The organism is Ruegeria meonggei (assembly GCF_900172215.1).
In the GTDB taxonomy this organism is placed as follows: Bacteria; Pseudomonadota; Alphaproteobacteria; order Rhodobacterales; family Rhodobacteraceae; genus Ruegeria; species Ruegeria meonggei.
In genome coordinates, this window is record NZ_FWFP01000006.1 from 117,314 (window position 1) to 141,077 (window position 23,764).

Consider the following 23,764-nt stretch of genomic DNA (forward strand, 5'->3'; position numbering starts at 1 on the left):
CTGCTATCCGCGACCGATATAGGGCATCGTGGTGGCCATCACAGTCATGAATTGCACGTTGGCCTCAGGCGGCAAATTGGCCATATGCAAGACCGAACGCGCTGCGTCTTCCACTGCCATGGTCGGATCGGGCTGCTGACCAGCGGCCTTGGCGGCGTCGACCAAGCTCTGCACAATCGGCGTGCGCGCATTACCGATGTCAATCTGACCACAGGCGATGCCGAAATCCCGCCCGTCCAGCGACAGGCTGCGCGTCAGGCCGGTGATGGCATGTTTGGTGGCCGAATAATGCACCGAGTTCGGACGCGGCACATAAGCAGCTATCGAGCCGTTATTGATGATGCGCCCACCCTGCGGCGTTTGGTGGCGCATGATCCGAAACGCCTCGCGCGCACACAGGAACATGCCGTTCAGGTTCACGTTGACGCTGTTGTACCAGTCCTCCAATGCGATCTCGTCAATAGTGCCACCGGGCGCAAATATCCCTGCGTTGTTAAACAGCACGTCCAGGTGACCGGCTGTTTCCTGAAAGGTTGAAAAGGCGGTTAGGACCGCATCAGGGTCCGTCACATCCGCCACCAGTGGAATCGCGTTTGGGTGGCTCTTGGCCATGTCGTTCAGCCTGTCCGCACTGCGCGCCAACAGGCCAACTGTCCAGCCTTCGGTCAGAAACAGCTCGGCCGTAGCGCGACCTATGCCCGAACTTGCCCCTGTGATGATGATGGAAGTCATATTTCTTCGGCCTCAAGGGTCAGAGACGCTGCTGGTGCGGCCCGCAGGTCGTCTACGCGCAGCGGATAGGTGGGCTTGGCCAGACGGTTCCGCACCACCCAGATCAAACGCTCCTGCGCGCGGGTGATGGCCACATAGGCCAGCCGTTTCCACAGTGGTTGCCCAGCCTCTGTCCTGCCCATCCGAGCGGCAGCATAGATATCCGGCGCAAAGACCTGAACCGTGTCCCATTGCGACCCTTGCGCCTTATGGATGGTAACGGCGGCCCCATGCAGAAAAGTCGCCCCCATGCGGGCAGCATAGGGAATAAACGGCTCTTCTTCGTCGGGCATTTCGATTTTGACAATCGACGCCGCGCTGACCTGCGGGTCCTCGGCGCCGATCACGTGCAAACGCGAAAACCCCGGCTTGCGTCCAGGTCCCAGATAAACGACCTGCGCGCCCTTGATCAACCCGCGCGCCTCGAGGTCGAGACGCTTCTTGCGGTGCTTCAGCGGCAGCTCGATACCGTCGCAAATCAGCGGCTCCCCCTCCAGCAGTTCGGTATCCGGTGCGCTATGAACGTTCCGGAACGCCTGGATCAGACGAATGCGCGTGGCGTTGCGCCAGACCAAAACCGGGCTACGCGCCATCAGGTCGACTTCGACCCGTTGCCCCCATACGACACGATCGTCCTGCCTTGCGGTTTGCTCGACCAGACGTTCAAAATCCTCGAACCCCATCTGAGGGTCCGCCAGCGCATGCGCGAGGTCCAGAATGGGGTTGTCAGCCTGCTGACGGTGGACGCGGTGCAGGATCAGTTTACGCGGGTCCGGTAGCGCCTCGAACACCATACTGCCCGACTGGTTGACCGGCGCCAGCTGCGCCGGATCGCCAAACAGCAAAAGCGTAGGAAAGATTTCCTGCAGGTCTTCGAATTGGCGATCATCCAGCATCGAGGCCTCATCTACAAAGCCGATATCCAGCGGCTCGTCCCGGCGTTTCCAGCCAGTGATGAAATCCGATCCCCGCAACCCGGCAGCCGCCAGCGCGCCGGGGATCGACTTGTTGTTGGCATAAAACGCGGCCGCGCGGTCCAGGGCTTCGTCGGTCAGCCCTTCGATCTCGGGGCGGTCATCGTTTCCGGCCAGCCAGTCAGCAATCCGTTCATATTCGGGGTCATAGACCGGGGTGTAAAGAATACGGTGAATTGTTGTCGCGGGCACACCCCTAAGGCGTAAAACGCTGGCGGCCTTGTTGGTGGGTGCGAGGATAGCCAGGCTGCGTTTTTCTCGTGCTTTGCGGCTTTCGAAATCACCGGACACGATCTGCACGCCGGTCTCGGCCAGCGCCTTGTAAAGCTCGGCCAGCAACAAGGTTTTGCCGGATCCCGCCTTGCCGATCACAGCCATGACGCCGGATTTGCCTGCGCCGGGCAGTTTCAAGAGGGCATCATCATCCAGATCGACACCGGCGGTTTTCAGCATCTCTGAGATGCTGTCATAGGCGGCGGCCTGATCGTCCGAGAAGGTCACTGGGGGCAAAGACATAGCGCGACCCTACAGGGCCGCGCCAGCTATCGCCAGATAGGGAATTGGGTTTTCCCGCCCTCTACGCCGACAGCGCAAATCTGTGCTGTCGACCAGTACCAAAGGCCGTTTTGAACCAGAGTCGCGACAGCTCTCGCGGGATGCCGGCACGTTCGGCCACACGGTTACAATCCGCGGCCGAATAGGGCCAGAGCCCGACAGAAATCCGATCCCGCCCAGTGCCCTCGGCCCCCAGCACCTCGGGCGAAGATCCGATTAGACGATAGATTCGAATCATCCGAGCATCAAATACGCCTGCGATATGGGTCAAGCCGAACCCCTCCATAACCTCGCCACCGCTGAGCATGATAGCCCCGGCGGTATGAGGGCTGGCCGTGCGAGACAGGCAAAACCGCGTCACCTCCCAGATCAGCGGGCTGTTTATCGGGCGGCCGCCGGTCAGGTGGCCGAACACCTCGTTTGTCATTACAGGGCCCGTGGTCGGCAGGATGCGCATCGAGCCCCCATGGCGGCCATCCTCTTCCTCCCAGATGACATAGAGAGGGTTCAGATCGTCATATTGATCCCGCTCTTCCCCTTTCTCGTTTACGTGAACATCCCAGCCCAGCCGGGTTTTGAACTGATCTGCGCGATCCTGAAACATCCCCTCGGCCAAATCCGGAAACTTGTGCAGTTCGTCGGCAAACAAATAGCGCAACATGACTTTTTTCCCCTTGTCGTCCTGTGCAAGAACGAAGGGGGTACGAAGTCATGGTTAATTTCCCGTTTTAAGAGCGGACGCGCCTTAAACCACTATTAATCCTCTGCTCAGGGCTGTGGCGATCGCATGGGTGGTGTTCTGCGCTCCAAGTTTGGCGCGCGCGCTTTCGATGTAAACTCGAAGCGTGTGCTCGGAAATTGAGAGCGAATGCGCCACTTGCGCCCGGCTGTAACCCAAGGCCAGCAGGGTCATAGCGTCCACTTCGCGCGGCGACAGTCCCCGCGGAACATCCGGCCGTCGACTGCGTTCGAATTCCAGTGCTTTGCGATTGAAGAAATGTGCGATCAGAATCAATTCACGCCCATGTGAGTCGATGAATCTCTGCCAGGTTTCGTCGTCACAGGTGTGATTGACTGTGAACAAAGCGAACTGCCCGTTTGGACCACGGATGGGAATCGAATAACCCTGATTGCCGACACCGTGACTTAGCGCATCCTGCAAAAAGGCTTTGGCCACCTTGCCGGACCAGTCCAGCGTTTTCCAGTCAACAGGATGGAACCGCTGGAAGCAGCCTAGAATGACAGGGTCAATGCGGTGGTAATTTCGCTCGCGGTACGCTTCGGCCCAGGCATCGGGATAAGTGGTATACCCGTATTGTTCGCCAGCCCCGTCGACCCAATGGTAAATGAGATGTTCGATTTGCAGCCTGTCGCGAATCCGGACGGCGACAGTGCTTAATTCTTCAAGCGTGCTGGTGCTTTCCAAGTCCTCCAGGACCTGGCTCATATCGAGTTTTGTTCCCATCCGCGGGCGCCCGTACCTCAGTCTTCATGGACGCGATTTCCGCCGCCGCGATCAGTTTGGTGTCATCCAACTGCTCGGCAAGCGCAATCAAACCGTTCTCAACCGCGAAGGCGTTGAGGTCCGACAAAACGTCCAGTATCCACTCATTTTTCGCCATCAGGGTCTCTCCGAAACGGTTAACGAAGGGTTAACACAACCATAACATGTGCATAGTTTTTTTAACTATTCACTGGTTTCTACTCCCCAAAAATAGGGGGGTCAGAATCCGTAAGTATCTGAAACTACAATGGATACTTCCAAATAGAAAACACCCGCGAGTCGAATGGTCGATTCGCGGGTGCAATTAAATATTTTATTGCCGCTTAGCTGCGCGCTTCCAGAACCTCTTCCAAAGTGCGCATTCCGGTCCGCGGTGCCTGAACCAGAACCGACATGTTGCCGGGCTTATGTTCGTTCCGCAGCATCTTCATATGCGCTTCGGGAAGTTCGCTCCACGAGAACACCTCGGACATGCAGGGATCCAGACGGCGCTCGACCATCAGCTGGTTTGCGGCCGCCGCCTGCTTCAGGTGCGCAAAATGCGACCCCTGAAGACGCTTCTGGTGCATCCACATATAGCGGACGTCAAAGGTCAGATTGTAACCGGTGGTCCCGGCACAGATCACAACCATTCCGCCCTTTTTCACCACAAATGTCGACACTGGGAAGGTGCTCTCGCCCGGGTGTTCGAACACCATGTCAACGTTGTTGCCCTTGCCTGTGATGTCCCAGATGGCCTTGCCGAACTTGCGGGCCTCTTTGAACCAGTCGGCATATTCCGGAGTGTTCACCGTCGGCAGCTGACCCCAGCAATTGAAATCTTTGCGGTTCAGAACGCCCTTGGCACCCAGATCCATGACAAAGTCACGTTTGCTTTCGTCCGAGATCACACCAATGGCGTTTGCACCGGCTGTATTGATCAGCTGGATCGCGTAAGAGCCCAGACCACCCGACGCGCCCCAGACCAGAACGTTCTGGCCGGGCTTCAGGTCATGCGGCTCGTGACCGAACAGCATCCGGTAGGCAGTGGCCAGTGTCAGCGTGTAACAGGCGCTTTCTTCCCAGGTCAGGTGCTTGGGCCGCGGCATCAGCTGCTGCGCCTGCACATTGGTGAACTGCGCGAACGAGCCATCGGGGGTTTCATAACCCCAGATGCGCTGGCTGTCCGAATACATCGGATCGCCTCCGTTGCAGGCCTCATCATCGCCGTCATCCTGGTTGCAGTGAATCACAACCTCGTCGCCAACTTTCCAGCGCTTGACCTTATCACCCACAGCCCAAACGATGCCGGACGCATCAGAACCCGCGATGTGGAACGGTTGTCCATGGCCGTCGAACGGGCTGATCGGTTTACCCAGCGACGCCCAGACGCCGTTGTAGTTCACGCCAGCGGCCATCACCAGAACCAGCACTTCGTGGCTGTCCAGCTTGGGTACATCGACCACTTCCAGCTGCATGGCCGTGTTTGGCTCGCCGTGGCGCTCTTTGCGGATGGCCCATGCGTACATTTGTTTCGGGACAAAGCCCATCGGAGGGATTTCACCCATCTCATAGAGGTCTTTTTCCGGTGCCTCGTACGACGCGATGCCGCTGTCGGTGTCCAGAGCCATATTGGCCTCCTTTGCTTTAAACGTTTGCCGCGATGCAGAATCGCTTGCCTATTCGATGGAATATGGGCCGAGAAGAAATATTGCAACTGATTTTGATGCCATTTTGTAATTTTATGACCCAGCAGGTGCAGAAATTTCCTTTGCGGTCGCAGCAATCACGAGGGTTTCATTCAATGGCGCTGACGCCGCATAATAATCCAACAGGTCAACTCTTTGACCAGACAGAGTTATTTTTCCACCGTCGCGCCGCAGGATGCGACGGTCAACCAGTTGATCGATGGCAGCCCGTATCGGCACCGGACCGGAGTCCGCGGAAATTCCGTCACGTCGCATCAGCTTGCCAATCAGGTCAACCAGATCTTCTTCGACCCATTCCCTCTTGTCTCGTACCAGCCAGCAGGCAGCGGGTCCGGGGACCAGGGGGATTTCGGCCGCGATACGCCCAATCAGCTCGCGCGCCAGATCCGTCATGAGGTTGCGATCATGATCCGCCCGAAACGTATTCAGCGAGATTGGCTGCCCATATCGGACCGACGCTATCCCGAACCGCTTGTATCGCCCGATCAATCGCTGACCGATCTGCTTTAGAATCCACCACGTGATCACACCAATGCGGGCCCGAAAGCGTCTTTGGTTGCCCAGCGCGGCCTTGGTCAGGATCGTATCTTCAAGAACCCGGTCATAATTCAATGCAACCGGTACAAAGACAACGTCTCTACCCTCGACCGACGTGCCATCAATGATGTATTTCAGCAGACCTAGCTTTGGACGCCCCAATGCACCGGTCAGGCTAAGCCCGCCTTCGGGGAACATGGCTTGCGTCACCCCGGCCTCGGTCGCGTGTCGCACGTAACAGGCCAGCACTTGCCGGTATAGATCGCTGCCGGATTTGCGGCGAATGAAATACGCTCCCATAGCCCGGATCAGACGGCTGAGAGGCCAGACTCTGGCCCATTCTCCCACCGCGTAAGACAATGCCGATTGACGCGCCGCCAGATAGGTGACCAGCACGTAGTCCATGTTACTGCGGTGGTTCATGACAAAGACAACTGTCGCTTCGGGGTCGATACCTTTCAGGGCATCTTCGTCTTTATGGCTAAGCCGTACGTCGTAGAACGCATTGCTCAGCATCCGGGCCATGCGGATGGCGATGCTGAAATAGGCGACCGCAGAAAACGACGGAACAATCTCGCGCGCATAGCCGCGCGCCTGTTCAAAAGCTACAGCCTCGGGCATGCCTGTTTCTTGCGCATGCGCCTGCACCGCCTGCCCGACCTGCGGGTCATAGATCAACCGCTGAATCATATCGTGACGCCGCGCCAGCTTGAACGGCTGTATCGGCCGTTGCAGGCGTTGGTTTACCCGTTTGACCGCCCGTTCAAGGCGACGGCGAAAGAACCAGCGCACCGATGGGAACAAGAAATGCGAGGCCAGAGTGACCGCAGCAAACACCACGATCAGCAAAAACAGCCAAAGCGGAAGCTCCACGGTCTGAGTCATTTGCGCACCCTGCCACCAAACGCTGCGTCCTACAATCTGAAGAACCCGATATGCCGCGACGCAGCGAATTGACATATCCCGAAAATTGCGCTTTAGAACCCAAGAACGTAATTTTGTTGCCCACCCCAGATACGAGGCCTCGCTATGACGCAGACGCAGAAAGATCGCCCCTGGCTCATCCGAACCTATGCCGGTCATTCCACCGCAAAAGCTTCGAACGCGCTGTATCGTGGGAACCTGGCGAAAGGTCAAACCGGGCTGTCCGTGGCATTCGATTTGCCGACTCAAACCGGCTATGACAGCGACCACACGCTGGCCCGAGGTGAGGTTGGCAAGGTAGGCGTGCCTATCGGACATCTAGGTGACATGCGGGTTTTGTTCGATCAGATTCCGTTGGAACAGATGAACACCTCGATGACGATCAACGCCACAGCCCCTTGGTTACTGGCACTTTACATCGCCGTGGCCGAAGAACAGGGCGCGGACGTGTCGAACCTGCAGGGCACCGTTCAAAACGATCTGATTAAGGAATACCTGAGCCGCGGAACGTATGTCTGCCCGCCGAAACCGTCGCTGAAGATGATCGCCGACGTGGCCGAGTATTGCTATACCAACGTGCCAAAATGGAACCCAATGAACGTGTGTTCCTATCACCTGCAAGAGGCTGGCGCGACGCCCGAGCAGGAACTGTCCTACGCCTTGGCCACAGCGATTGCCGTTCTGGATGAGTTGCGCCCACGGGTACCGGCCGAGGATTTTCCGGCGCTGTGTGGCCGGATTTCGTTCTTTGTGAACGCCGGCATACGGTTTGTTACCGAAATGTGCAAAATGCGGGCTTTTGTCGACCTTTGGGATGAGATTTTGCAACAACGCTATGGCGTTGAGGATCCCAAATTCCGCCGCTTCCGCTATGGCGTTCAGGTAAACTCACTGGGTCTGACCGAGCAACAGCCTGAAAACAATGTCTACCGCATCCTGATTGAGATGCTGGCGGTGACCCTGTCGAAAAAGGCCCGCGCCCGTGCGGTGCAATTGCCCGCCTGGAACGAGGCGCTGGGATTGCCGCGGCCCTGGGATCAGCAATGGTCGATGCGGATGCAGCAGATTCTGGCCTATGAGACCGACCTGCTGGAATATGGCGATCTGTTTGATGGTAACCCGGCTGTTGATGCCAAGGTTGAAGAGTTGAAAGAAGGCGCGCGTGCAGAGCTGGCAAACCTGGATTCGATGGGCGGCGCTGTCGCTTCGATCGAATACATGAAGTCACGCCTGGTGGATTCGAACGCAGAACGTCTGAACCGGATCGAGCGCAACGAAACCATCGTTGTCGGCGTGAATAAATGGACCGAGGGTGAGCCTTCGCCGTTGGAAACCGAAGATGGAGGCATCATGGTCGTCGACCCGGCGGTCGAGCAGGAACAGATTGACCGCCTGAACGAGTGGCGGGCTTCGCGCGATGATGCGGCTGTGGCTACCGCTTTGGCAGCGCTTCGCGAAGCAGCGCAAACAGGCACCAACGTGATGGGGCCGTCGATCGCCGCCGCTAAGGCTGGTGTGACCACCGGAGAATGGGCCGAAGAGATGCGCAAGGTCTATGGCACCTATCGCGGCCCGACCGGCGTGTCCGGCTCGGTTTCAAACAAGACCGAAGGGCTGGAAGATCTGCGTGCTGCCGTGGATACGGTCAGCGACAAGCTGGGGCGCCGCCTGAAGTTCCTGGTCGGCAAACCCGGCCTGGACGGCCACTCAAACGGGGCCGAGCAGATTGCCTTCCGCGCCCGCGACTGTGGCATGGACATCAATTATGAAGGCATCCGCCTGACACCCGAGGAAATCGTTACCGCTGCGATCGAAGACAAGGCCCATGTGATTGGCCTGTCGATCCTGTCGGGCAGCCATATTCCGCTGGTGCAGGACGTGATGAACCGCCTGCACGAAGAAGGGCTGGACAATGTTCCGGTGATTGTCGGAGGCATTATCCCGGATGACGATGCGGCCAAGCTAAAAGCAATGGGTGTGGCCGAAATCTACACTCCCAAGAACTTTGAATTGAACACCATAATGGGTGACATCGTAACGCTGGTTGATCCGCAGAATCTCGCTGCTGAATAACAATCGTTCTACCTCGTAAATCTCAATATCTATTCCTTTAACAAAAGGGATAGATAAATGCCGTGCGTCGAATTACGGTGCGCTATTGCGTCCACTCATGACGATTTATCGGAACGGAGAATAACGATGGCGATCAGCCTGGAAAAAATGTCGCGCAAAGACCTGTTGGAATTGCGTAATAACGTTGAAAAAGCGCTAAAAGACGCCGAAAAACGCGAACGCAAAGAAGCCTTGAAAGCAGCCGAAAAAGCGGCGGCCGAATTTGGGTTTTCACTGTCTGAGTTATCAGAGGTCAGCGGCGGGGCCAGTAAAGGTCGAAAAGCAAACGCAAAATACAAAAACCCAGCCAATCCGGATCAAACTTGGTCGGGTCGCGGGCGCAAACCGCAATGGATTCACGACGCCCTGAAATCGGGTGCCGACATTTCAGATTTGGAAATCTGACAGGAATTGGTGTCAAAATGACAATTCACATCGGTGCTGAAAAAGGTGAAATCGCTGAAACCGTTTTATTGCCTGGCGACCCCTATCGTGCGAAATGGGCAGCTGAAACGTTTTTGAATGACGTCAAGCTGGTCAATAACGTGCGCGGGATGCTGGGTTTTACCGGGACCTGGCGCGGAAATCCGGTCACAATTCAGGGCAGCGGCATGGGAATGCCGTCCCTGTCGATCTATGTGAACGAATTGATCCGGGATTACGGGGCCAAAACCCTGATCAGAATTGGGTCTTGTGGGGGTATGCAGGACAGCGTCAATGTTCGCGATGTCATTCTCGCGATGACATCAACAACGCTCAGCACCCCGTCGCGCGGTATCCTGAAAGAGTTGAACTTTGCGCCCTGCGCGGATTGGGGTCTTCTGCAAGCCGCCGCCACGGCCGCTGCTGCCAAGGGTACGCCAACACATATCGGCGGGATTTATTCCTCGGACGTGTTCTATGACGAACGACCCGATCTGAACGAGCAGATGGTACGGCACGGCATCCTCGGGGTCGAGATGGAGGCCGCCGAGCTTTACATCCTTGCCGCGCGTTACAAATGCCGGGCGTTGGCGGTGCTGACCGTTTCCGATCACCTTCTCACTGGTGAGGCCCTGCCCGCGTCCGAACGCGAAAGCAGCTTTGGCGATATGGTCGAGATTGCGCTGCAGGCCGCCTTTCCGGGCTAAGCCCAAACACGGACCGGGCAGGCGACCGCCCTACCCCGTCAGGGCTTTCGGTTCAGGCACTGGGTCGGGGCGTCTTCGCCTTTCTGTTGCGCGCCGCAATAGGTACAGGTCCAAAACCCTTCTTTGCGGTGCTGCCGCCACCGGCAGTCCCGCGTCAAAGAGGATGTGCGCGCGCGCCAGGCAAAATAGGCAAACACTCCGACAAGCAGTAAAAGCAACAAAACGGGCATGCCAGTGCAGTGCCCGCTTTGGTCAAAATTTGCAAGTGCAGGAAGAAAGGATCAGGCGGCGTTCGCGTATTCGAACAGCTCTGGTTCCCGCTGTGCATCCGTTTGTGGCGTTTCCGGCGTGTAATAGGCCCAAGCCTGTTCCAGCAGTTCTAGCGCCTCAGCTGCTTTTGTTTTGGTATCTGCGTGTTGTGTCTGCATCGGAGCGATTCCGTCTTGGTTTCATCACTCCTCCCTGTTCGAACCATACATTTGAACAGGTTTGATCACATTGGATAGTTTCGCATTCTTGCCATGCGCTGACCGCAAGACGGCCGAAGCAACCAGGTTCAGACGGCGCGTTCGACCATCATCTTTTTGATCTCGGCAATCGCCTTGGCCGGGTTCAGACCCTTCGGACAGGTCTTGGCGCAGTTCATGATCGTGTGGCAACGGTACAGTTTGAATGGGTCTTCCAGCTCATCCAAACGCTCACCCGTTGCTTCATCTCGGCTGTCGATGATCCAGCGATAGGCATGCAACAAGGCGGCGGGGCCGAGATATCGATCGCCGTTCCACCAGTAACTCGGACACGAGGTCGAGCAGCTGGCGCACATCACACATTCATACAGACCGTCCAGTTTCTTGCGATCTTCAATGGACTGCTTCCATTCCTTTGCCGGACGGTTGGTCTTGGTCTCGAGCCACGGCATGATCGAGGCGTGCTGGGCGTAGAAGTGTGTCAGATCCGGGATCAGATCCTTGACCACCGGCATATGCGGCAGCGGATAGATTTTCACATCGCCCTTGATCTCATCCATGCCGTAGATACAGGCCAGAGTATTGATCCCGTCGATATTCATCGCGCAAGACCCGCAGATACCTTCGCGACAGGACCGGCGGAAGGTCAGGGTCGGATCAATCTCATTCTTGATCTTGATCAGCGCGTCCAGAACCATCGGACCGCAGCTGTCCATATCGACGAAATAGGTGTCTACCCGCGGATTCTGCCCATCTTCGGGGTTCCAGCGATAGATCTGAAACTTGCGAACATTGCCGGAGCCTTCAGGCTTGGGCCAGGTTTTGCCGGTGGTGATCCGGGAATTCTTTGGCAGGGTGAGTTGTACCATTTCCGACCTCGCTAAATTCCTGTGAATGGATACACGCTGAAACCCCGAAAGCCAACCTTTTTACCTTGAAAACAGGCAGGAAAATTGGGCAAATTCGTGTACATAAACTCGCAATTTGCTGAAGGATGTTTGATATTAACGGAAACGAATTTAAGCCGGTTTCAGGACAGTGAATGCCAACAAATGTCGTTAACATTCCGTATGGGGTGAAAAATCCATACCAGAACATGATGTACATGTCCTGCGAACCGGAATTTGCACTTTCCAAGATGCGCAATCCGGACGTCAACAGCTTTGGCCGATCCGAGTTTCAGTCAGAGAACGGCATAGTTCATATCCATTGGGATGATCGGCTTTTTCCCGCATCTGCTGAATCGGGATCGCAACCAGATCAGGGCTTTCTCAGGACGCGTGATGCGTTGAAACAATTTCGGGCCAACGGTGGGCGTATTATTTGGACCATTCACAATCGGTTTGCACATTCTCAAACCTCAGAAAACGACGGTTTAAAGGCGGTGCGCGAGCAACTGGTGAAACTGGTCGATCTTATACATGTTCACACGCCGCATGCGAAACGATACATGATCGAAGAATTCGGGGCGGATTCGGACAGAATCCGGCTTATTCCGCATCCCAGCTATCTTGGCGTGTACGAACCCGAAGATACTACTCTGAACCGACCTATGGCATTGCGGGACACCTCCCGATTTTTAACGTTTGGAGCAATGCGTGGAAATCGTGAGCTTGATCGGCTTGAGTTCGCCGCAAGAAAGCTGGCCAATCGTGGATTCGATTTCCGCTTGGCGGTCATCGGGCGCACCGTCCGAGCGAACCGCCGCCTTCTTCGCCAGATGAATGCAAACCCCTATGTTACTGTTACCCCGGAGCGCATCCCAGATAGTCAGATACCCGGCGTGTTTTCCGCAGCAAATGCTTATGTTTTGCCGTCAACCAGGACATTTACGTCCGGCACAGCGATGTTGGCGCAGAGCTTCGGCTTGCCCATCATCGGCCCGGATATTGAGCCGCACAGGCAAACAACACCTAGCGAGTGTCATGATCTGCTGTATCCTATCGGAAACCCTAGGGGGTTGATCCGAATGCTAATGCGGGTGATGGACATGTCTGATGAAGAGTTGGGGGAAAAACGCAGGGCCTGTTTTGAATTCAGTAAAGAACGCCATCCTAAGCTAATAAGTAGGTCACTTGCCCAGGTGCTAACGGAACTCAATAGTGGATAAGCACTTCCAGACTAAGGTTTCTGCGCTTTATGACATTCTGAATCTGCGAGACCACGTCCGGATAGGCGATGTTGGCGCCAACCCAATGCGGCACGACGCTCCATACCGGGATTTGCTCGCCTCGGGTGGTTGCAAAGTAGTAGGTTTCGAGCCGCAAGAAGACACCATGAAGAACCTGGTTGAGAACAAGGGGCCAAACGAAGAGTATTTTAATACGGCAGTAGGTGACGGCACATTGGGTGTGCTCACCCTCCACAAGGGTACCGGCCTTACGTCGTTGCTTCGGATTCGGCAAGCCACTCTACATTTTTTGCGCGGACTACGCAGAGCTGCCAGAGAAACGGGCAAGATAGAAATCGCAACACAACGGATGGATGACATCCAGGGATTGGGGCGGTTAGATTTTTTAAAGATCGATATACAAGGTGCGGAGCTTTCGGTTTTCAAATCGGCTGTAAACACTCTAAAAAACGTCACCGCAATTCAAACCGAGGTTTCCTTTTTCCCGCTGTACGAGCAACAACCCAGTTTCGGTGAGATTGATGTGTTTCTAAGAGGCTGTGGCTTTATCCCCCACAGCTTCGCCCATATTGAAAAACGCCTAGTCCTTTCAAAATGGGCCGGCCAGGTCCCAAACTATGTTCCCATGCAAATGCTGGACGGTGACATTATTTATCTCAGGGATTTATCAGCGCCCGAAGACCTTGAGACATCAATGCTAAAGCGCATGGCAATTCTGACAGAAGGCATCTTTGGATTTACTGATGTAACGCTGAAAATCTTCGACATTCTGGTGCAACGTCAGGAAATTAGAGAAGACAGCGTCCTGTCCTACCTCAACGACTACCTTACCACATAACGCCAATTTGCCCCGGGCAAGCCTCTTGAGTAGCAACAGTTGGCCAACTCTGATGCATCGGCCAACTGAGTATTTATCAGAAAGTCCGTGCTTTGGGCGCGATTTTCTTGAGGCTGATGCCGCCTTCGGCTTCGGTGCTGAGCGGATCGACGATCACCGGGCGATAGCTGAGGTCAACCTTGTTGCCCTCGACCCGTGACACGGTGTGGACGCGCCAGTTCTCGTCGTCGCGTTCGGAAAAATCCTCGTGCGCGTGGGCGCCGCGAGATTCTTTGCGTGCCTCAGCACCAACGATAGTGGCCAATGCGCTTGGCATCAGGTTGGACAGCTCCAGCGTCTCCATCAGGTCGCTGTTCCAAACCAGTGACCGGTCCGAGACCTTGATGTCGTCCATCTTGGCGGCAATCGCCGTCATCTTCTCGACACCTTCGGCCATGGTCTTGGCGGTCCGGAACACGGCCGCGTCTTCTTGCATGGTCTTTTGCATCTCAAGCCGCAGGTCCGCAGTCGGGACCGATCCGCTGGCGTTGCGCACGGCATCAAACCGATCAAACGCAGCATCGACCGATGTCTGGTTCAGAACCGGGTTCGAGGCCTCGGCATCGACAACCTTACCGGCCCGGATTGCAGCCGCGCGGCCAAAGACCACAAGGTCGATCAGCGAATTTGAACCCAGACGGTTTGCGCCATGGACCGAAGCACAACCGGCCTCACCCACGGCCATCAGGCCAGGAACAACGCCGGTCGGATTGTCAGCGGTCGGATTCAGGACCTCACCCCAATAGTTGGTTGGGATACCGCCCATGTTGTAATGCACAGTCGGCAAAACCGGGATTGGTTCCCTGGTCACGTCCACACCCGCAAACACGCGCGCGGATTCCGAAATCCCTGGCAGACGCTCCGCCAGAGCCTCAGACGGCAGGTGGCTGAGGTTCAAGTGAATATGATCGCCACCGTCTCCGTGCCCCCGGCCTTCTCGGATCTCCATGGTCATCGAACGCGAGACATAGTCACGAGGCGCAAGATCCTTGTACTGGGGCGCATAACGCTCCATGAACCGCTCACCTTCCGAGTTGGTCAGATAACCGCCCTCACCACGTGCGCCCTCGGTGATCAAACAGCCCGAGCCGTAAATGCCGGTTGGATGGAATTGCACAAACTCCATGTCCTGCAGGGCCAGACCGGCACGGGCTACCATGCCACCACCGTCGCCAGTGCAAGTATGGGCTGAGGTGGCGCTGAAATAGGCACGGCCATAACCGCCGGTTGCCAGCACCACCATCTTGGCGTTGAAGACGTGCATCGTGCCGTCGTCCAGCTTCCAGCAGACCACGCCCTGACACTGACCGTCATCCGACATGATCAGGTCGATGGCAAAATATTCGATGTAGAACTCGGCGTTGTTCTTCAGCGACTGACCGTACAGCGTATGCAGGATTGCGTGGCCAGTCCGGTCGGCGGCGGCACAGGTCCGCTGCACCGCGGGGCCTTCGCCAAACTCGGTGGTGTGGCCGCCAAAGGGGCGCTGATAGATCTTGCCTTCTTCGGTCCGGCTGAACGGCACGCCGTAATGTTCCAGCTCGTAAACCGCCTTGGGCGCCTCTCGTGCCAGGTATTCCATCGCGTCGGTGTCACCCAACCAGTCCGAACCCTTGACGGTATCGTACATGTGCCACTGCCAGTGGTCCGGGCCCATATTCGACAAGGACGCAGCAATGCCGCCTTGCGCCGCAACAGTGTGCGAACGTGTCGGGAAAACCTTGGTCACACAAGCCGTGCGCAACCCTTGTTCCGCCATGCCCAGGGTGGCCCGCAGACCTGCCCCACCGGCGCCGACAACGACCACGTCATATTCGTGTGTTTCGTATTCGTATGCAGCCATTTCTTTCAGCTCCGGGAATTAGAGGGCAATGCGCGCGATGGCGAACAGTCCGGCGGCAGCCGCGCCGTAAGACAAGCAGGTGACAAGGATGATCAGAACCTTTTCCATGGTGCCATGGACATAGTCCTCAAGCATCACCTGCGCACCTTCGGCAAAGTGTTTGAAACCGATAAGCAGCGTCAGCGCGGCGACAATCGCCGGGAAGGGGCGCGAATAATAGTCCAGCACCACGTCAAAGGGCTGCCCTAGCACCGGACCGAATGTGAAGATGAACAGCGGAACAAGGATCAGCAAAGCCACCGAGGTGACTTTCATCCGCCAGAAATGTGCTGTTCCGGATTTTGCAGAGCCCAACCCGGTCGCACGTTTACGGTCTGTCAAATAACGCATGTCAGCCCTCCCTTACGCGACGATCAGCAGGGTGATCGCGGTCAGAACGACCGAACCGATCACAACCGCCCAACCCAGCTTTTCCGCACTGGGCAGGTCCAGCCCGTACCCGTTGTCCCAGATCAGGTGCCGGACACCAGCCAGGGTGTGATACCACAGCCCCCAAAGCGACAGCGCCATAACCAGATCACCCAGAACCGAAGTAAGCCACCAGTTTGCGCGTTCAAAAGCCTCGGGCGAGGTGGCCGCAGCCAGAAACCACCAGACAATCAACAATGCCGCCACAAGCAGGGCGTTTCCGGTAATGCGCGTCAGGATGGATGTGATCGAGGTCAGCTGAGGACGATAGATCGACAGATGCGGCGATAACGGGCGGTTGCCCCGATTGACATCGGCCATGGCGGCTCCTTTTCGGTTGGCTTCCGAAGGTTTTACTGTTTTTTGCCTCTCTGTCACGTGCTGCAGATGCAAAAAAGCCGATAATTGCTGCAAAATCACGGATATTGCACGATTGTGATCACACAAAATCACCCCGTGATCACAAATAAAACTGAGTTCGTCAGATGTTAGCGCCTACACGGCGAATCTGTGATCGGCCTAGTCCAGACCGGCAGTCTGCTGTGTGACCTCGCGCAACAACTTTTTACGAATTCGTTCCGGGTAATCCGCGAAACCAGTGGCTGAAACCACGAATGCACCCTCGCCCACGATAACGTTTTCAAAGAAATAGGCGGTCAGGTCCGGTTCGCTTTCCTCAATGGCAATTGCGTTCACTGTCACGCCCTTGGTGCGCAGTGTCGCGTGCAATTCCGAGGGCTCAACCCCTTCGTTGGAAACCCCATCGCCGGAAATATCGATCAGATGACGTTTGCAGTTCTTCACGCTGTCAAAACTGGACATCGTCATCTCCAGCGCCTCACCGATTGCGGTTGAGAAATTGCGCCAGACCCTGGGGTCCCTGGCAACCTGATCGGCAAACCGGTCAAGCGTTTCAAAACTGTCAATATGGGTCCAGGGGACAGTGATCTTTTGACGCGAAGAGCCCGTCCATTGCACCAGCATCAGCCGCGCCTCGCCGCGCAGCAGCGCCTCGGACACGATGGGATCGCGCAGCCCTGCGGCCAGACCGTCCATTTGAATTCTGTATTCAGTTGAATCAACCGAGCCCGACACATCCACCGCCAGCGCCAGCGCAAGGTCGCAGGCCATAGCGGGCGGGGTCAGGCAAAGGCAGGCAGCAATGGAACGGAACAAGACCATGATCGCAGCCTAGCACGAATGTCACGGGCCGCGATCACATGAATGTGGGGCGGACGCCTCAGACTGGCATCAGTGCCCAATAATCCAGATCCAGCAGGACGTTGGACATGTATCGGCCTTCGGTGTTTTTCAGCTCAAAAGGTTCGCCACCTTTGGTGGCCACCAGCCGCAAGCATACGGCGCCGACACCCGGCACGTCGGTTTCGGCTTTGTCCAAAACTTCGGACCAAGCCTTGATCGTGTCGCCCGCGAAACAGGGGTTGGCATGCGCGCCACCGTTCAGGCCAACGATCATCTGGGCATTGGCAAGCCCGTTGAAGGACAGCGCCCTTGCCATCGAGATCACGTGCCCGCCGTAAATTAACCGCCCCTCAGGGCGGAAGGTCAGGTCGAAATGCACTTTGGCGGTGTTTTGCCACAAACGCGTGGCCAGCATGTGCTCGGCCTCTTCCACTGTCACACCGTCGACGTGGTCAATGGTTTCCCCGATCTGGTAGTCGCCCCAGCGATGCGCCTCACCCGACTGGCTAAAACTGTAAGCCGAGAAATCAAGGCCCTGAGGCACCACCAAATCGCCTGGTTCCAGTACCTTTTTAAGATCAGGCAGCACGGTTTCAGGTGCAGCGGCGTCTGGATTTGCCTTGCGCACCATAACCCAGCGCACATATTCGATCACCACCTCGTCGCGTTGGTTCAGACCTCGGGTCCGCACCCAGACCACGCCGGTCTTGCCGTTCGAGTTCTGCTTGAGGCCGATCACCTCGGATTCCGACCGCAACGTGTCACCGGGATAAACCGGCTTCAGCCAGCGCCCCTCGGCATACCCCAAGTTGGCCACCGCATTCAGTGAGATATCCGGAACGGTCTTGCCAAACACCACGTGAAAGGCCGCCAGATCGTCAATCGGGCTTTTTGGCAGGCCACAATTCCGGGCAAATTCATCCGAGGAGTAAAGCGCATGCCGCGCCGGATAAAGCGCATGATACAACGCCCGCTCTCCATCAGTCACAGTGCGGGGCACCGCATGATGCAACACCTGCCCTATGGCATAGTCCTCAAAAAAGCGGCCCGGATTGGTTTTTGCCATTATTGCTGTCCCAGTTTCATGTCGGGGGAGTAATCGGCCGCGACGTCTTTGGTCACGGCCTGCGCACAGCGCATCACGCTGTTTGCTGCGTCGTATGCGTAAGACGGGTCGCCATGCAGTTCCCATCCTTTTGCCAGCGCATCTGACACTTTGTGGCAGAAGGCCGAGGTGTCTTCTTCGGTCAGAAGTCGATAGAGTTTTGCCACAATATCCGCCTCTTACGACCCAAACGGCGACGGACCAACCAGCCCGTGAATATAGCCGATGATGCCCAGCAGCACGATTGACGCGACAAAGAATATCGCATCCTTGCCATAAGTTCCTGGCTCACCCGGGGTCCAGTCAGGTTCGGATCTGTTGATCACGATCACTTCAACTACGGCCCAGGCCAGCAGGCCGCCAAATAGGACGATCGAGGCCAGATCACCGTTCACCAGCAAATGCGCAAAAGCCCAAAGCTTCATCCCGCCCAGCATCGGATGACGCATCTTGTTCAGCAGACGGCCTTTTTGACCTGCCGGGCTCATCATGTAGATGGCGATCAGCACCAGCAGGTTGTTGATATGCACCATGAAGGTGGGTGGCGCCCAGACAAAGATCGTGTCGGTCATGCGGTAGCCGAAGATCATCAGCAAAATAGCCGCGACCAGCAACAGCGTAACCACGCCTTTGCCGCCATTGCCCATTGCCGCGCGCTGCGCAGGCATCAGGCGTTTGAACAGATGTGCGGCCCACCATAGCGCCACACCAAGAATCAAAAGAACAAAGCCCATGCTGGCTTACCCCGCTTGCAAAGCTGTAATTGCCTCTGCTTTTGCCAGAATTTCGCGGGCGGTTGCAACGTGCAGGTTTTCCACGATCTTGCCATCGACAACCGCGACGCCCTGCCCCTGCGCCTCGGTCTCTTCAAAAGCGGTGATCTGGCGGCGGGCCAGATCAATTTCCGCATCCGAAGGCGCGAAGGCAGCGTTGGTCACTTCGACCTGCGCCGGGTGGATCAGGGTTTTGCCATCAAAACCCATGTCGCGACCCTGCGCACATTCAGCAGCCAGGCCTTCGCTGTCTTTGAACGCGTTATAGACCCCGTCGACGACGATCAGCCCCTCGGCCTTGGCGGCCAGCAAACACAGCCCCAGAGACGTCTGCAACGGCAGGCGATCAGGGCGGAACCGGGTCTGCAGTTCCTTGGCCAAGTCATTTGTGCCCATGACAAAGCCCGCCATCAGCGGGTGTGCTGCAATCTCGGCGGCGTTCAGCATCCCGCGCGGCGTTTCCATCATCGCCCAGATCGGAATTTCGCCCGTGATCTCAGCCAGCGCATCAACGTCCGCAGCAGAGTTCACCTTGGGCAGCAGGACCACATCGGCACCCATGTCGCGCACGGTTTCGGCGTCGGCGCTGCCCCATTCAGTATCCAGCCCGTTGATCCGCACGATCTTGACCCGCGACCCGTAGCCACCGGCTGCCAGCGCCGTCTTAAGCGTCTCGCGCGCGTTGCCCTTTTCATCTGCGGACACGGCGTCTTCGAGGTCAAAAATGATGGCGTCCACCGGCAAGGTACGTGCCTTGTCCAGTGCCCGGTCACGGGAGCCGGGGATGTAGAGAACGGAGCGATAAGGGCGCTGACGGGGATCCATTGGCTACTCTCGTTGAAATAATGTTGCGCGGAATGGGGCATTTTTTGTTGGAAAGTTCAAGCGCAAAATCGCCGCATTGCAGCATTTAAGCTCTTTGCGACGCAACGTGCGTTACCTTAACCGGATATCGGTCCGGGACCCGCACCCTGTTTGCCAGATGGAATCGAAAAGGGTCGCAGATGAAAAACACGCTGTTCAAGATGACGATGGGCCTTGGAATCATGGTTCTGGCCGCGCAACAGGTTCACGCCCAAAACTGCGCACCGCGCAGTGATGTAGTCAACAGGCTGACCGAAACCTACGGCGAGACACGCCGGGGCATCGGCATAGCCCGGCAAGGCGCTGTGGTGGAGGTTTTCGCCTCGGACCAGACCGGAAGCTGGACAATTACTGTGACGCTGCCGGACGGGATGACCTGTCTTGTGGCCTCGGGTCAGGCTTACGAGACGATGGCAGAGGCTCTACCGCCCAACACCTAAGTCAAGGCGTCCCAGATCAGCTTGCTGCCCGTCAGCGTCAGCAACACATAAGCGATCGCAAAGAACAGGCGTTCGGACAGCATGAAATGCGCCCGGACGCCCAGCCACGCGCCTAGGATTGCAAACGGGGTCAGCAGCAGATCGGCCCAAGCGGTTTGCCATGTAAACAGACCCAGATAGGCGTAGGGAACAAATTTCGCGGCATTGATGACCCAGAAAACCAGCACCGTAGTGGCCTGAAACTCGGTCTTCGACAGGCGTTGTGACAGCAGGTAAACTGCTGCGGGCGGGCCTCCGGCATGGCTGACAAAGCTGGTGAACCCTGCGACCAGCCCCGCAAACAATCCCGCAGGCGGTGGCAATTTTTTGGTGAAACCGCGAATCCACCCGTTGCTTTGCGCAAAGTGCCAGATCACAAATCCGACAGAGATTCCCCCGATCAATAGGCGCAGCAAGTCATCATCGGTCACACGATACAGCCACGCCCCCAAGACTACGCCCGGCACAGCCCCAAGCATCAGCAGGCGTGCATCCGGCCAGCTCCAACGCTTCCAATAGGGGCCCAGCGTGGCCACATCGATCACCATCAGAATCGGCAGCATCAGCGCCAAAGCCTGTCCCGGTGTGAGGATCAGCGCCAGAATCGACGAAGACGCAAACGCCACTCCCGAGCCGAACCCACCCTTCGAGATACCGGCAAAGATCACTGCAGGGATCGCCACAACAAAAAACATCGGGGTCAGTTCGAACATGCGGCGTCCCATGAATAGGCCTGTCTCACAAGCGGTTTAGCGCAATCAGCGGGATCAGCGCAAACGGTATGCGGTTGCATGCCGCGCCGCTGGACCCTTGCGCCACGGCCATTTAGCGACTAGCAAAACCGCGATTTCAAAACCGACCGGAGATATTCCAAATGGCCAGACCCAAGATCGCGCTGATCGGCGCAGGTCAGATCGGCGGCACGCTCGCCCACCTCGCAGCAATGAAAGAACTTGGGGACGTCGTTCTGTTCGACATCGCCGAGGGCACACCGGAAGGCAAAGCGCTGGATATCGCCGAATCCGGTCCCTCCGAAGGGTTTGACGCATCTCTGAAGGGCACGCAATCCTACGCAGACATCGCAGGCGCCGACGTTTGTATCGTTACCGCCGGTGTCCCGCGCAAACCCGGCATGAGCCGCGACGACCTGCTGGGCATCAACCTGAAAGTCATGAAGTCGGTCGGCGAAGGCATCGCTGCCAACGCGCCCGACGCGTTTGTCATCTGCATCACCAATCCGCTGGACGCGATGGTCTGGGCGCTGCGCGAGTTTTCTGGCTTGCCCCACAACAAGGTCTGCGGCATGGCAGGCGTTCTAGACTCGGGCCGGTTCGCGCATTTCCTGTCGGAAGAGTTCAACGTCTCCATGCGCGACGTCACCGCCTTTGTTCTTGGCGGCCACGGCGACACCATGGTGCCATCGGTGCGCTATTCGACCGTTGCAGGCATCCCGCTGCCCGATCTGGTCGAAATGGGCTGGACCACGCAGGAGAAGCTGGACGCTATCGTACAGCGCACCCGGGACGGCGGCGCTGAGATCGTTGGCCTGCTGAAAACCGGCTCGGCCTTCTATGCGCCTGCCACTTCGGCGATCGAAATGGCTGAAGCCTATCTGAAGGACCAAAAGCGCGTCCTGCCCTGTGCCGCCTATTGTAACGGCGAACTGGGTGTCGAAGGCATGTATGTGGGCGTACCCACCGTGATCGGTGCCGGCGGGATCGAGCGGATCGTCAACATCACCCTGAACGAAGAAGAACAAACCGGTTTCGACAATTCGGTTAACGCCGTGAAGGGCCTGATCGAGGCCTGCAAAGGCATCGACAACTCGCTGGCCTGATATCTTCAGATCTGACACATGAAACCGGCCCCAATGCGGGCCGGTTTTTCTTTTGTCCCATCCCGATATTGCAGATGCACGTGGTCGGAGATGTTGGCGCAAACGTCGCAAATGCCTTTTATGAATGTGTTTTCGACCGCCCCTTCGCCAAAAATCGAATCAATCAGCATTCCCGCTTCGCTTTGTGATCACACCAAAAAAACCTGTGATCACAAATAGTGAAAATCTTCGTGAAAAACTGCTTTTGCGTCAAAAAAGCCTTTATTATTGCCCCGTAGACACCTCTATATCGGTCTAATCGTAGTCAAACGGGACAGTTTCGATGAACATTCACGAATATCAGGCCAAAGCGCTTCTTCGCAGCTATGGCGCTCCGGTTTCCGAAGGACGCGCAGTGCTGCGCGCCGAAGAAGCCAAAACTGCAGCCGGTGAACTGGACGGGCCCCTTTGGGTCGTTAAGGCACAAATCCATGCGGGCGGGCGCGGCAAGGGGTCTTTCAAAGAAGCCGACGCCGGTGAAAAAGGCGGTGTCCGTCTGACCAAATCGGTCGAGGAAGCGTCTGAGGAAGCCAAGAAGATGCTGGGCCGCACGTTGGTCACCCATCAAACCGGCCCCGCAGGCAAACAGGTCAACCGCATCTATATCGAGGCCGGGTCTGGCATCGAAACCGAATTGTACCTGGCTCTGCTGGTGGACCGCCAAACCAGCCGCATTTCCTTCGTCTGCTCGACCGAAGGCGGCATGGACATCGAAGAGGTGGCTGCGGCCACGCCTGAGAAAATCCTATCCTTCTCGGTTGATCCTGCGACGGGCTATCAGGCCTATCACGGCCGCCGCATCGCATTCTCGCTGGGCCTGCAGGGCGCGCAGGTCAAGCAATGCGTCAAACTGATGAGCCAGCTTTATGCCGCCTTCGTCGAGAAGGATATGGAGATGCTGGAGATCAACCCGCTGATCGTGTCCGACAGTGGCGACCTCAAGGTGTTGGACGCCAAAGTCAGTTTTGACGGCAACGCGATGTACCGCCACCCGGATATTTCAGAACTGCGCGACACGACCGAGGAGGATTCCAAGGAACTGGAAGCCTCGAAATACGACCTGAACTACATCGCGTTGGATGGTGAGATTGGGTGTATGGTGAACGGTGCCGGTCTGGCGATGGCGACGATGGACATCATCAAGCTCTATGGGGCCGAGCCTGCCAACTTCCTCGACGTGGGCGGTGGCGCGACCAAAGAGAAAGTCACTGAAGCGTTCAAGATCATCACCTCGGACCCGCAGGTCAAAGGCATTCTGGTCAACATCTTCGGCGGCATCATGCGCTGTGATGTGATTGCCGAGGGCGTTGTCGCCGCGGTGAAAGAGGTCGGCCTGCAGGTTCCGCTGGTCGTGCGTCTGGAAGGCACGAATGTCGAGAAAGGCAAAGAGATCATCAACACCTCAGGCCTGGACGTGATCGCGGCAGACAACCTGAAAGACGGTGCCGAGAAGATCGTGAAGGCGGTTAAGGGTTGAGTTCCA

Annotated in this window: 26 protein-coding genes; 8 read left to right on the forward strand and 18 right to left on the reverse strand. The window is 56.9% G+C overall.

Annotated features, from left to right (window positions below; genetic code table 11):
* Positions 1-3 precede the first annotated feature (3 nt).
* From RUM8411_RS11685 to RUM8411_RS11710, 7 genes are all read right to left on the reverse strand, one after another.
* Positions 4-732, reverse strand: coding sequence for an SDR family oxidoreductase (locus RUM8411_RS11685; RefSeq protein ID WP_085822892.1), 729 nt, complete (start codon positions 730-732; stop codon positions 4-6).
* Positions 729-2,261: an ATP-dependent DNA helicase gene (locus RUM8411_RS11690; RefSeq protein ID WP_085822893.1), complete on the reverse strand. Its 1,533-nt coding sequence runs from the start codon at positions 2,259-2,261 to the stop codon at positions 729-731. Before RUM8411_RS11690 ends, RUM8411_RS11685 begins: the two co-directional genes overlap by 4 nt.
* A gap of 61 nt (positions 2,262-2,322) precedes the next feature.
* Entirely contained in the window at positions 2,323-2,961 is a 639-nt protein-coding gene (locus tag RUM8411_RS11695; RefSeq protein WP_085822894.1) for an acyl-homoserine-lactone synthase, read from the reverse strand.
* Positions 2,962-3,045: 84 nt separating this feature from the next.
* Positions 3,046-3,765 carry a helix-turn-helix transcriptional regulator gene (locus RUM8411_RS11700; protein ID WP_085822895.1) on the reverse strand — a complete coding sequence of 240 codons (720 nt, stop codon included), beginning with the start codon at positions 3,763-3,765 and terminating at the stop codon, positions 3,046-3,048.
* Positions 3,704-3,922, reverse strand: coding sequence for a hypothetical protein (locus RUM8411_RS22525; RefSeq protein ID WP_143534886.1), 219 nt, complete (start codon positions 3,920-3,922; stop codon positions 3,704-3,706). Before RUM8411_RS22525 ends, RUM8411_RS11700 begins: the two co-directional genes overlap by 62 nt.
* A gap of 205 nt (positions 3,923-4,127) precedes the next feature.
* Entirely contained in the window at positions 4,128-5,414 is a 1,287-nt protein-coding gene (ccrA, locus tag RUM8411_RS11705; RefSeq protein WP_085822896.1) for a crotonyl-CoA carboxylase/reductase, read from the reverse strand.
* Positions 5,415-5,525: 111 nt separating this feature from the next.
* Positions 5,526-6,914: a 1-acyl-sn-glycerol-3-phosphate acyltransferase gene (locus RUM8411_RS11710; protein ID WP_085822897.1), complete on the reverse strand. Its 1,389-nt coding sequence runs from the start codon at positions 6,912-6,914 to the stop codon at positions 5,526-5,528.
* A 129-nt stretch (positions 6,915-7,043) separates the two neighbouring features.
* Here RUM8411_RS11710 and RUM8411_RS11715 point away from each other — a divergent pair, with 129 nt between their 5' ends.
* The 3 genes from RUM8411_RS11715 to deoD all read left to right on the forward strand — a co-directional run bounded on the left by RUM8411_RS11715 (position 7,044) and on the right by deoD (position 10,195).
* Positions 7,044-9,026, forward strand: coding sequence for an ethylmalonyl-CoA mutase (locus tag RUM8411_RS11715; protein WP_268808356.1), 1,983 nt, complete (start codon positions 7,044-7,046; stop codon positions 9,024-9,026).
* Positions 9,027-9,152: 126 nt separating this feature from the next.
* On the forward strand, positions 9,153-9,470 hold the full coding sequence (locus tag RUM8411_RS11720; RefSeq protein ID WP_085822899.1) for an H-NS histone family protein: 318 nt from the start codon (positions 9,153-9,155) through the stop codon (positions 9,468-9,470).
* A 17-nt stretch (positions 9,471-9,487) separates the two neighbouring features.
* Complete coding sequence (deoD, locus tag RUM8411_RS11725) at positions 9,488-10,195, forward strand: purine-nucleoside phosphorylase (RefSeq protein ID WP_085822900.1); 708 nt, start codon at positions 9,488-9,490, stop codon at positions 10,193-10,195.
* A gap of 281 nt (positions 10,196-10,476) precedes the next feature.
* Here the strand turns inward: deoD and RUM8411_RS22830 are convergent, their stop codons facing one another.
* Both RUM8411_RS22830 and RUM8411_RS11735 read right to left on the reverse strand, forming a co-directional pair.
* On the reverse strand, positions 10,477-10,623 hold the full coding sequence (locus RUM8411_RS22830) for a hypothetical protein (RefSeq protein ID WP_200818569.1): 147 nt from the start codon (positions 10,621-10,623) through the stop codon (positions 10,477-10,479).
* Between the two features lie 128 nt (positions 10,624-10,751).
* A complete protein-coding gene (locus tag RUM8411_RS11735) occupies positions 10,752-11,531 on the reverse strand; it encodes a succinate dehydrogenase iron-sulfur subunit (RefSeq protein ID WP_085822902.1) in 780 nt (259 codons plus the stop codon).
* 173 nt (positions 11,532-11,704) lie between these two features.
* Here RUM8411_RS11735 and RUM8411_RS11740 point away from each other — a divergent pair, with 173 nt between their 5' ends.
* Together RUM8411_RS11740 and RUM8411_RS11745 are read left to right on the forward strand one after the other, a co-directional pair.
* Positions 11,705-12,772, forward strand: coding sequence for a glycosyltransferase family 4 protein (locus tag RUM8411_RS11740; protein ID WP_143534887.1), 1,068 nt, complete (start codon positions 11,705-11,707; stop codon positions 12,770-12,772).
* Entirely contained in the window at positions 12,765-13,631 is an 867-nt protein-coding gene (locus RUM8411_RS11745; RefSeq protein ID WP_085822904.1) for an FkbM family methyltransferase, read from the forward strand. The genes RUM8411_RS11740 and RUM8411_RS11745 overlap by 8 nt, the downstream gene beginning before the upstream one ends.
* Before the next feature lie 76 nt (positions 13,632-13,707).
* On the opposite strand, the gene sdhA is transcribed toward RUM8411_RS11745, so the two are convergent.
* The 8 genes from sdhA to RUM8411_RS11785 form a co-directional block, all read right to left on the reverse strand.
* The gene (gene sdhA / locus RUM8411_RS11750; protein ID WP_085822905.1) at positions 13,708-15,513 is read right to left on the reverse strand and encodes a succinate dehydrogenase flavoprotein subunit; all 1,806 of its coding nucleotides are present in this window, start codon (positions 15,511-15,513) and stop codon (positions 13,708-13,710) included.
* A gap of 18 nt (positions 15,514-15,531) precedes the next feature.
* On the reverse strand, positions 15,532-15,903 hold the full coding sequence (gene sdhD / locus RUM8411_RS11755) for a succinate dehydrogenase, hydrophobic membrane anchor protein (protein ID WP_085822906.1): 372 nt from the start codon (positions 15,901-15,903) through the stop codon (positions 15,532-15,534).
* Between the two features lie 12 nt (positions 15,904-15,915).
* Positions 15,916-16,302: a succinate dehydrogenase, cytochrome b556 subunit gene (gene sdhC / locus RUM8411_RS11760; RefSeq protein ID WP_085822907.1), complete on the reverse strand. Its 387-nt coding sequence runs from the start codon at positions 16,300-16,302 to the stop codon at positions 15,916-15,918.
* A gap of 198 nt (positions 16,303-16,500) precedes the next feature.
* Positions 16,501-17,163 (reverse strand): DUF1194 domain-containing protein, encoded by a 663-nt coding sequence (locus tag RUM8411_RS11765; protein WP_085822908.1) that lies wholly within the window; start codon positions 17,161-17,163, stop codon positions 16,501-16,503.
* A 58-nt stretch (positions 17,164-17,221) separates the two neighbouring features.
* Entirely contained in the window at positions 17,222-18,250 is a 1,029-nt protein-coding gene (locus RUM8411_RS11770) for a MaoC family dehydratase (protein WP_085822909.1), read from the reverse strand.
* A complete protein-coding gene (locus tag RUM8411_RS11775; RefSeq protein ID WP_085822910.1) occupies positions 18,250-18,456 on the reverse strand; it encodes a DUF1737 domain-containing protein in 207 nt (68 codons plus the stop codon). Before RUM8411_RS11775 ends, RUM8411_RS11770 begins: the two co-directional genes overlap by 1 nt.
* Before the next feature lie 12 nt (positions 18,457-18,468).
* Entirely contained in the window at positions 18,469-19,023 is a 555-nt protein-coding gene (locus RUM8411_RS11780) for an NnrU family protein (RefSeq protein WP_085822911.1), read from the reverse strand.
* A gap of 6 nt (positions 19,024-19,029) precedes the next feature.
* Positions 19,030-19,887, reverse strand: coding sequence for an HpcH/HpaI aldolase/citrate lyase family protein (locus RUM8411_RS11785; RefSeq protein WP_085822912.1), 858 nt, complete (start codon positions 19,885-19,887; stop codon positions 19,030-19,032).
* Between the two features lie 179 nt (positions 19,888-20,066).
* On the opposite strand from RUM8411_RS11785, the gene RUM8411_RS11790 reads away from it, so the two are divergent.
* Entirely contained in the window at positions 20,067-20,366 is a 300-nt protein-coding gene (locus RUM8411_RS11790) for a hypothetical protein (RefSeq protein ID WP_085822913.1), read from the forward strand.
* Here RUM8411_RS11790 and RUM8411_RS11795 read toward each other — a convergent pair.
* Entirely contained in the window at positions 20,363-21,118 is a 756-nt protein-coding gene (locus RUM8411_RS11795) for a sulfite exporter TauE/SafE family protein (RefSeq protein WP_085823038.1), read from the reverse strand. The genes RUM8411_RS11790 and RUM8411_RS11795 overlap by 4 nt on opposite strands.
* Before the next feature lie 161 nt (positions 21,119-21,279).
* Between RUM8411_RS11795 and mdh the strand changes: the two genes are divergently transcribed.
* Together mdh and sucC are read left to right on the forward strand one after the other, a co-directional pair.
* The gene (gene mdh / locus RUM8411_RS11800) at positions 21,280-22,242 is read left to right on the forward strand and encodes a malate dehydrogenase (protein WP_085822914.1); all 963 of its coding nucleotides are present in this window, start codon (positions 21,280-21,282) and stop codon (positions 22,240-22,242) included.
* 322 nt (positions 22,243-22,564) lie between these two features.
* Positions 22,565-23,758, forward strand: a complete 1,194-nt coding sequence (gene sucC / locus RUM8411_RS11805; RefSeq protein WP_085822915.1) for an ADP-forming succinate--CoA ligase subunit beta — start codon at positions 22,565-22,567, stop codon at positions 23,756-23,758.
* Positions 23,759-23,764: the final 6 nt, after the last annotated feature.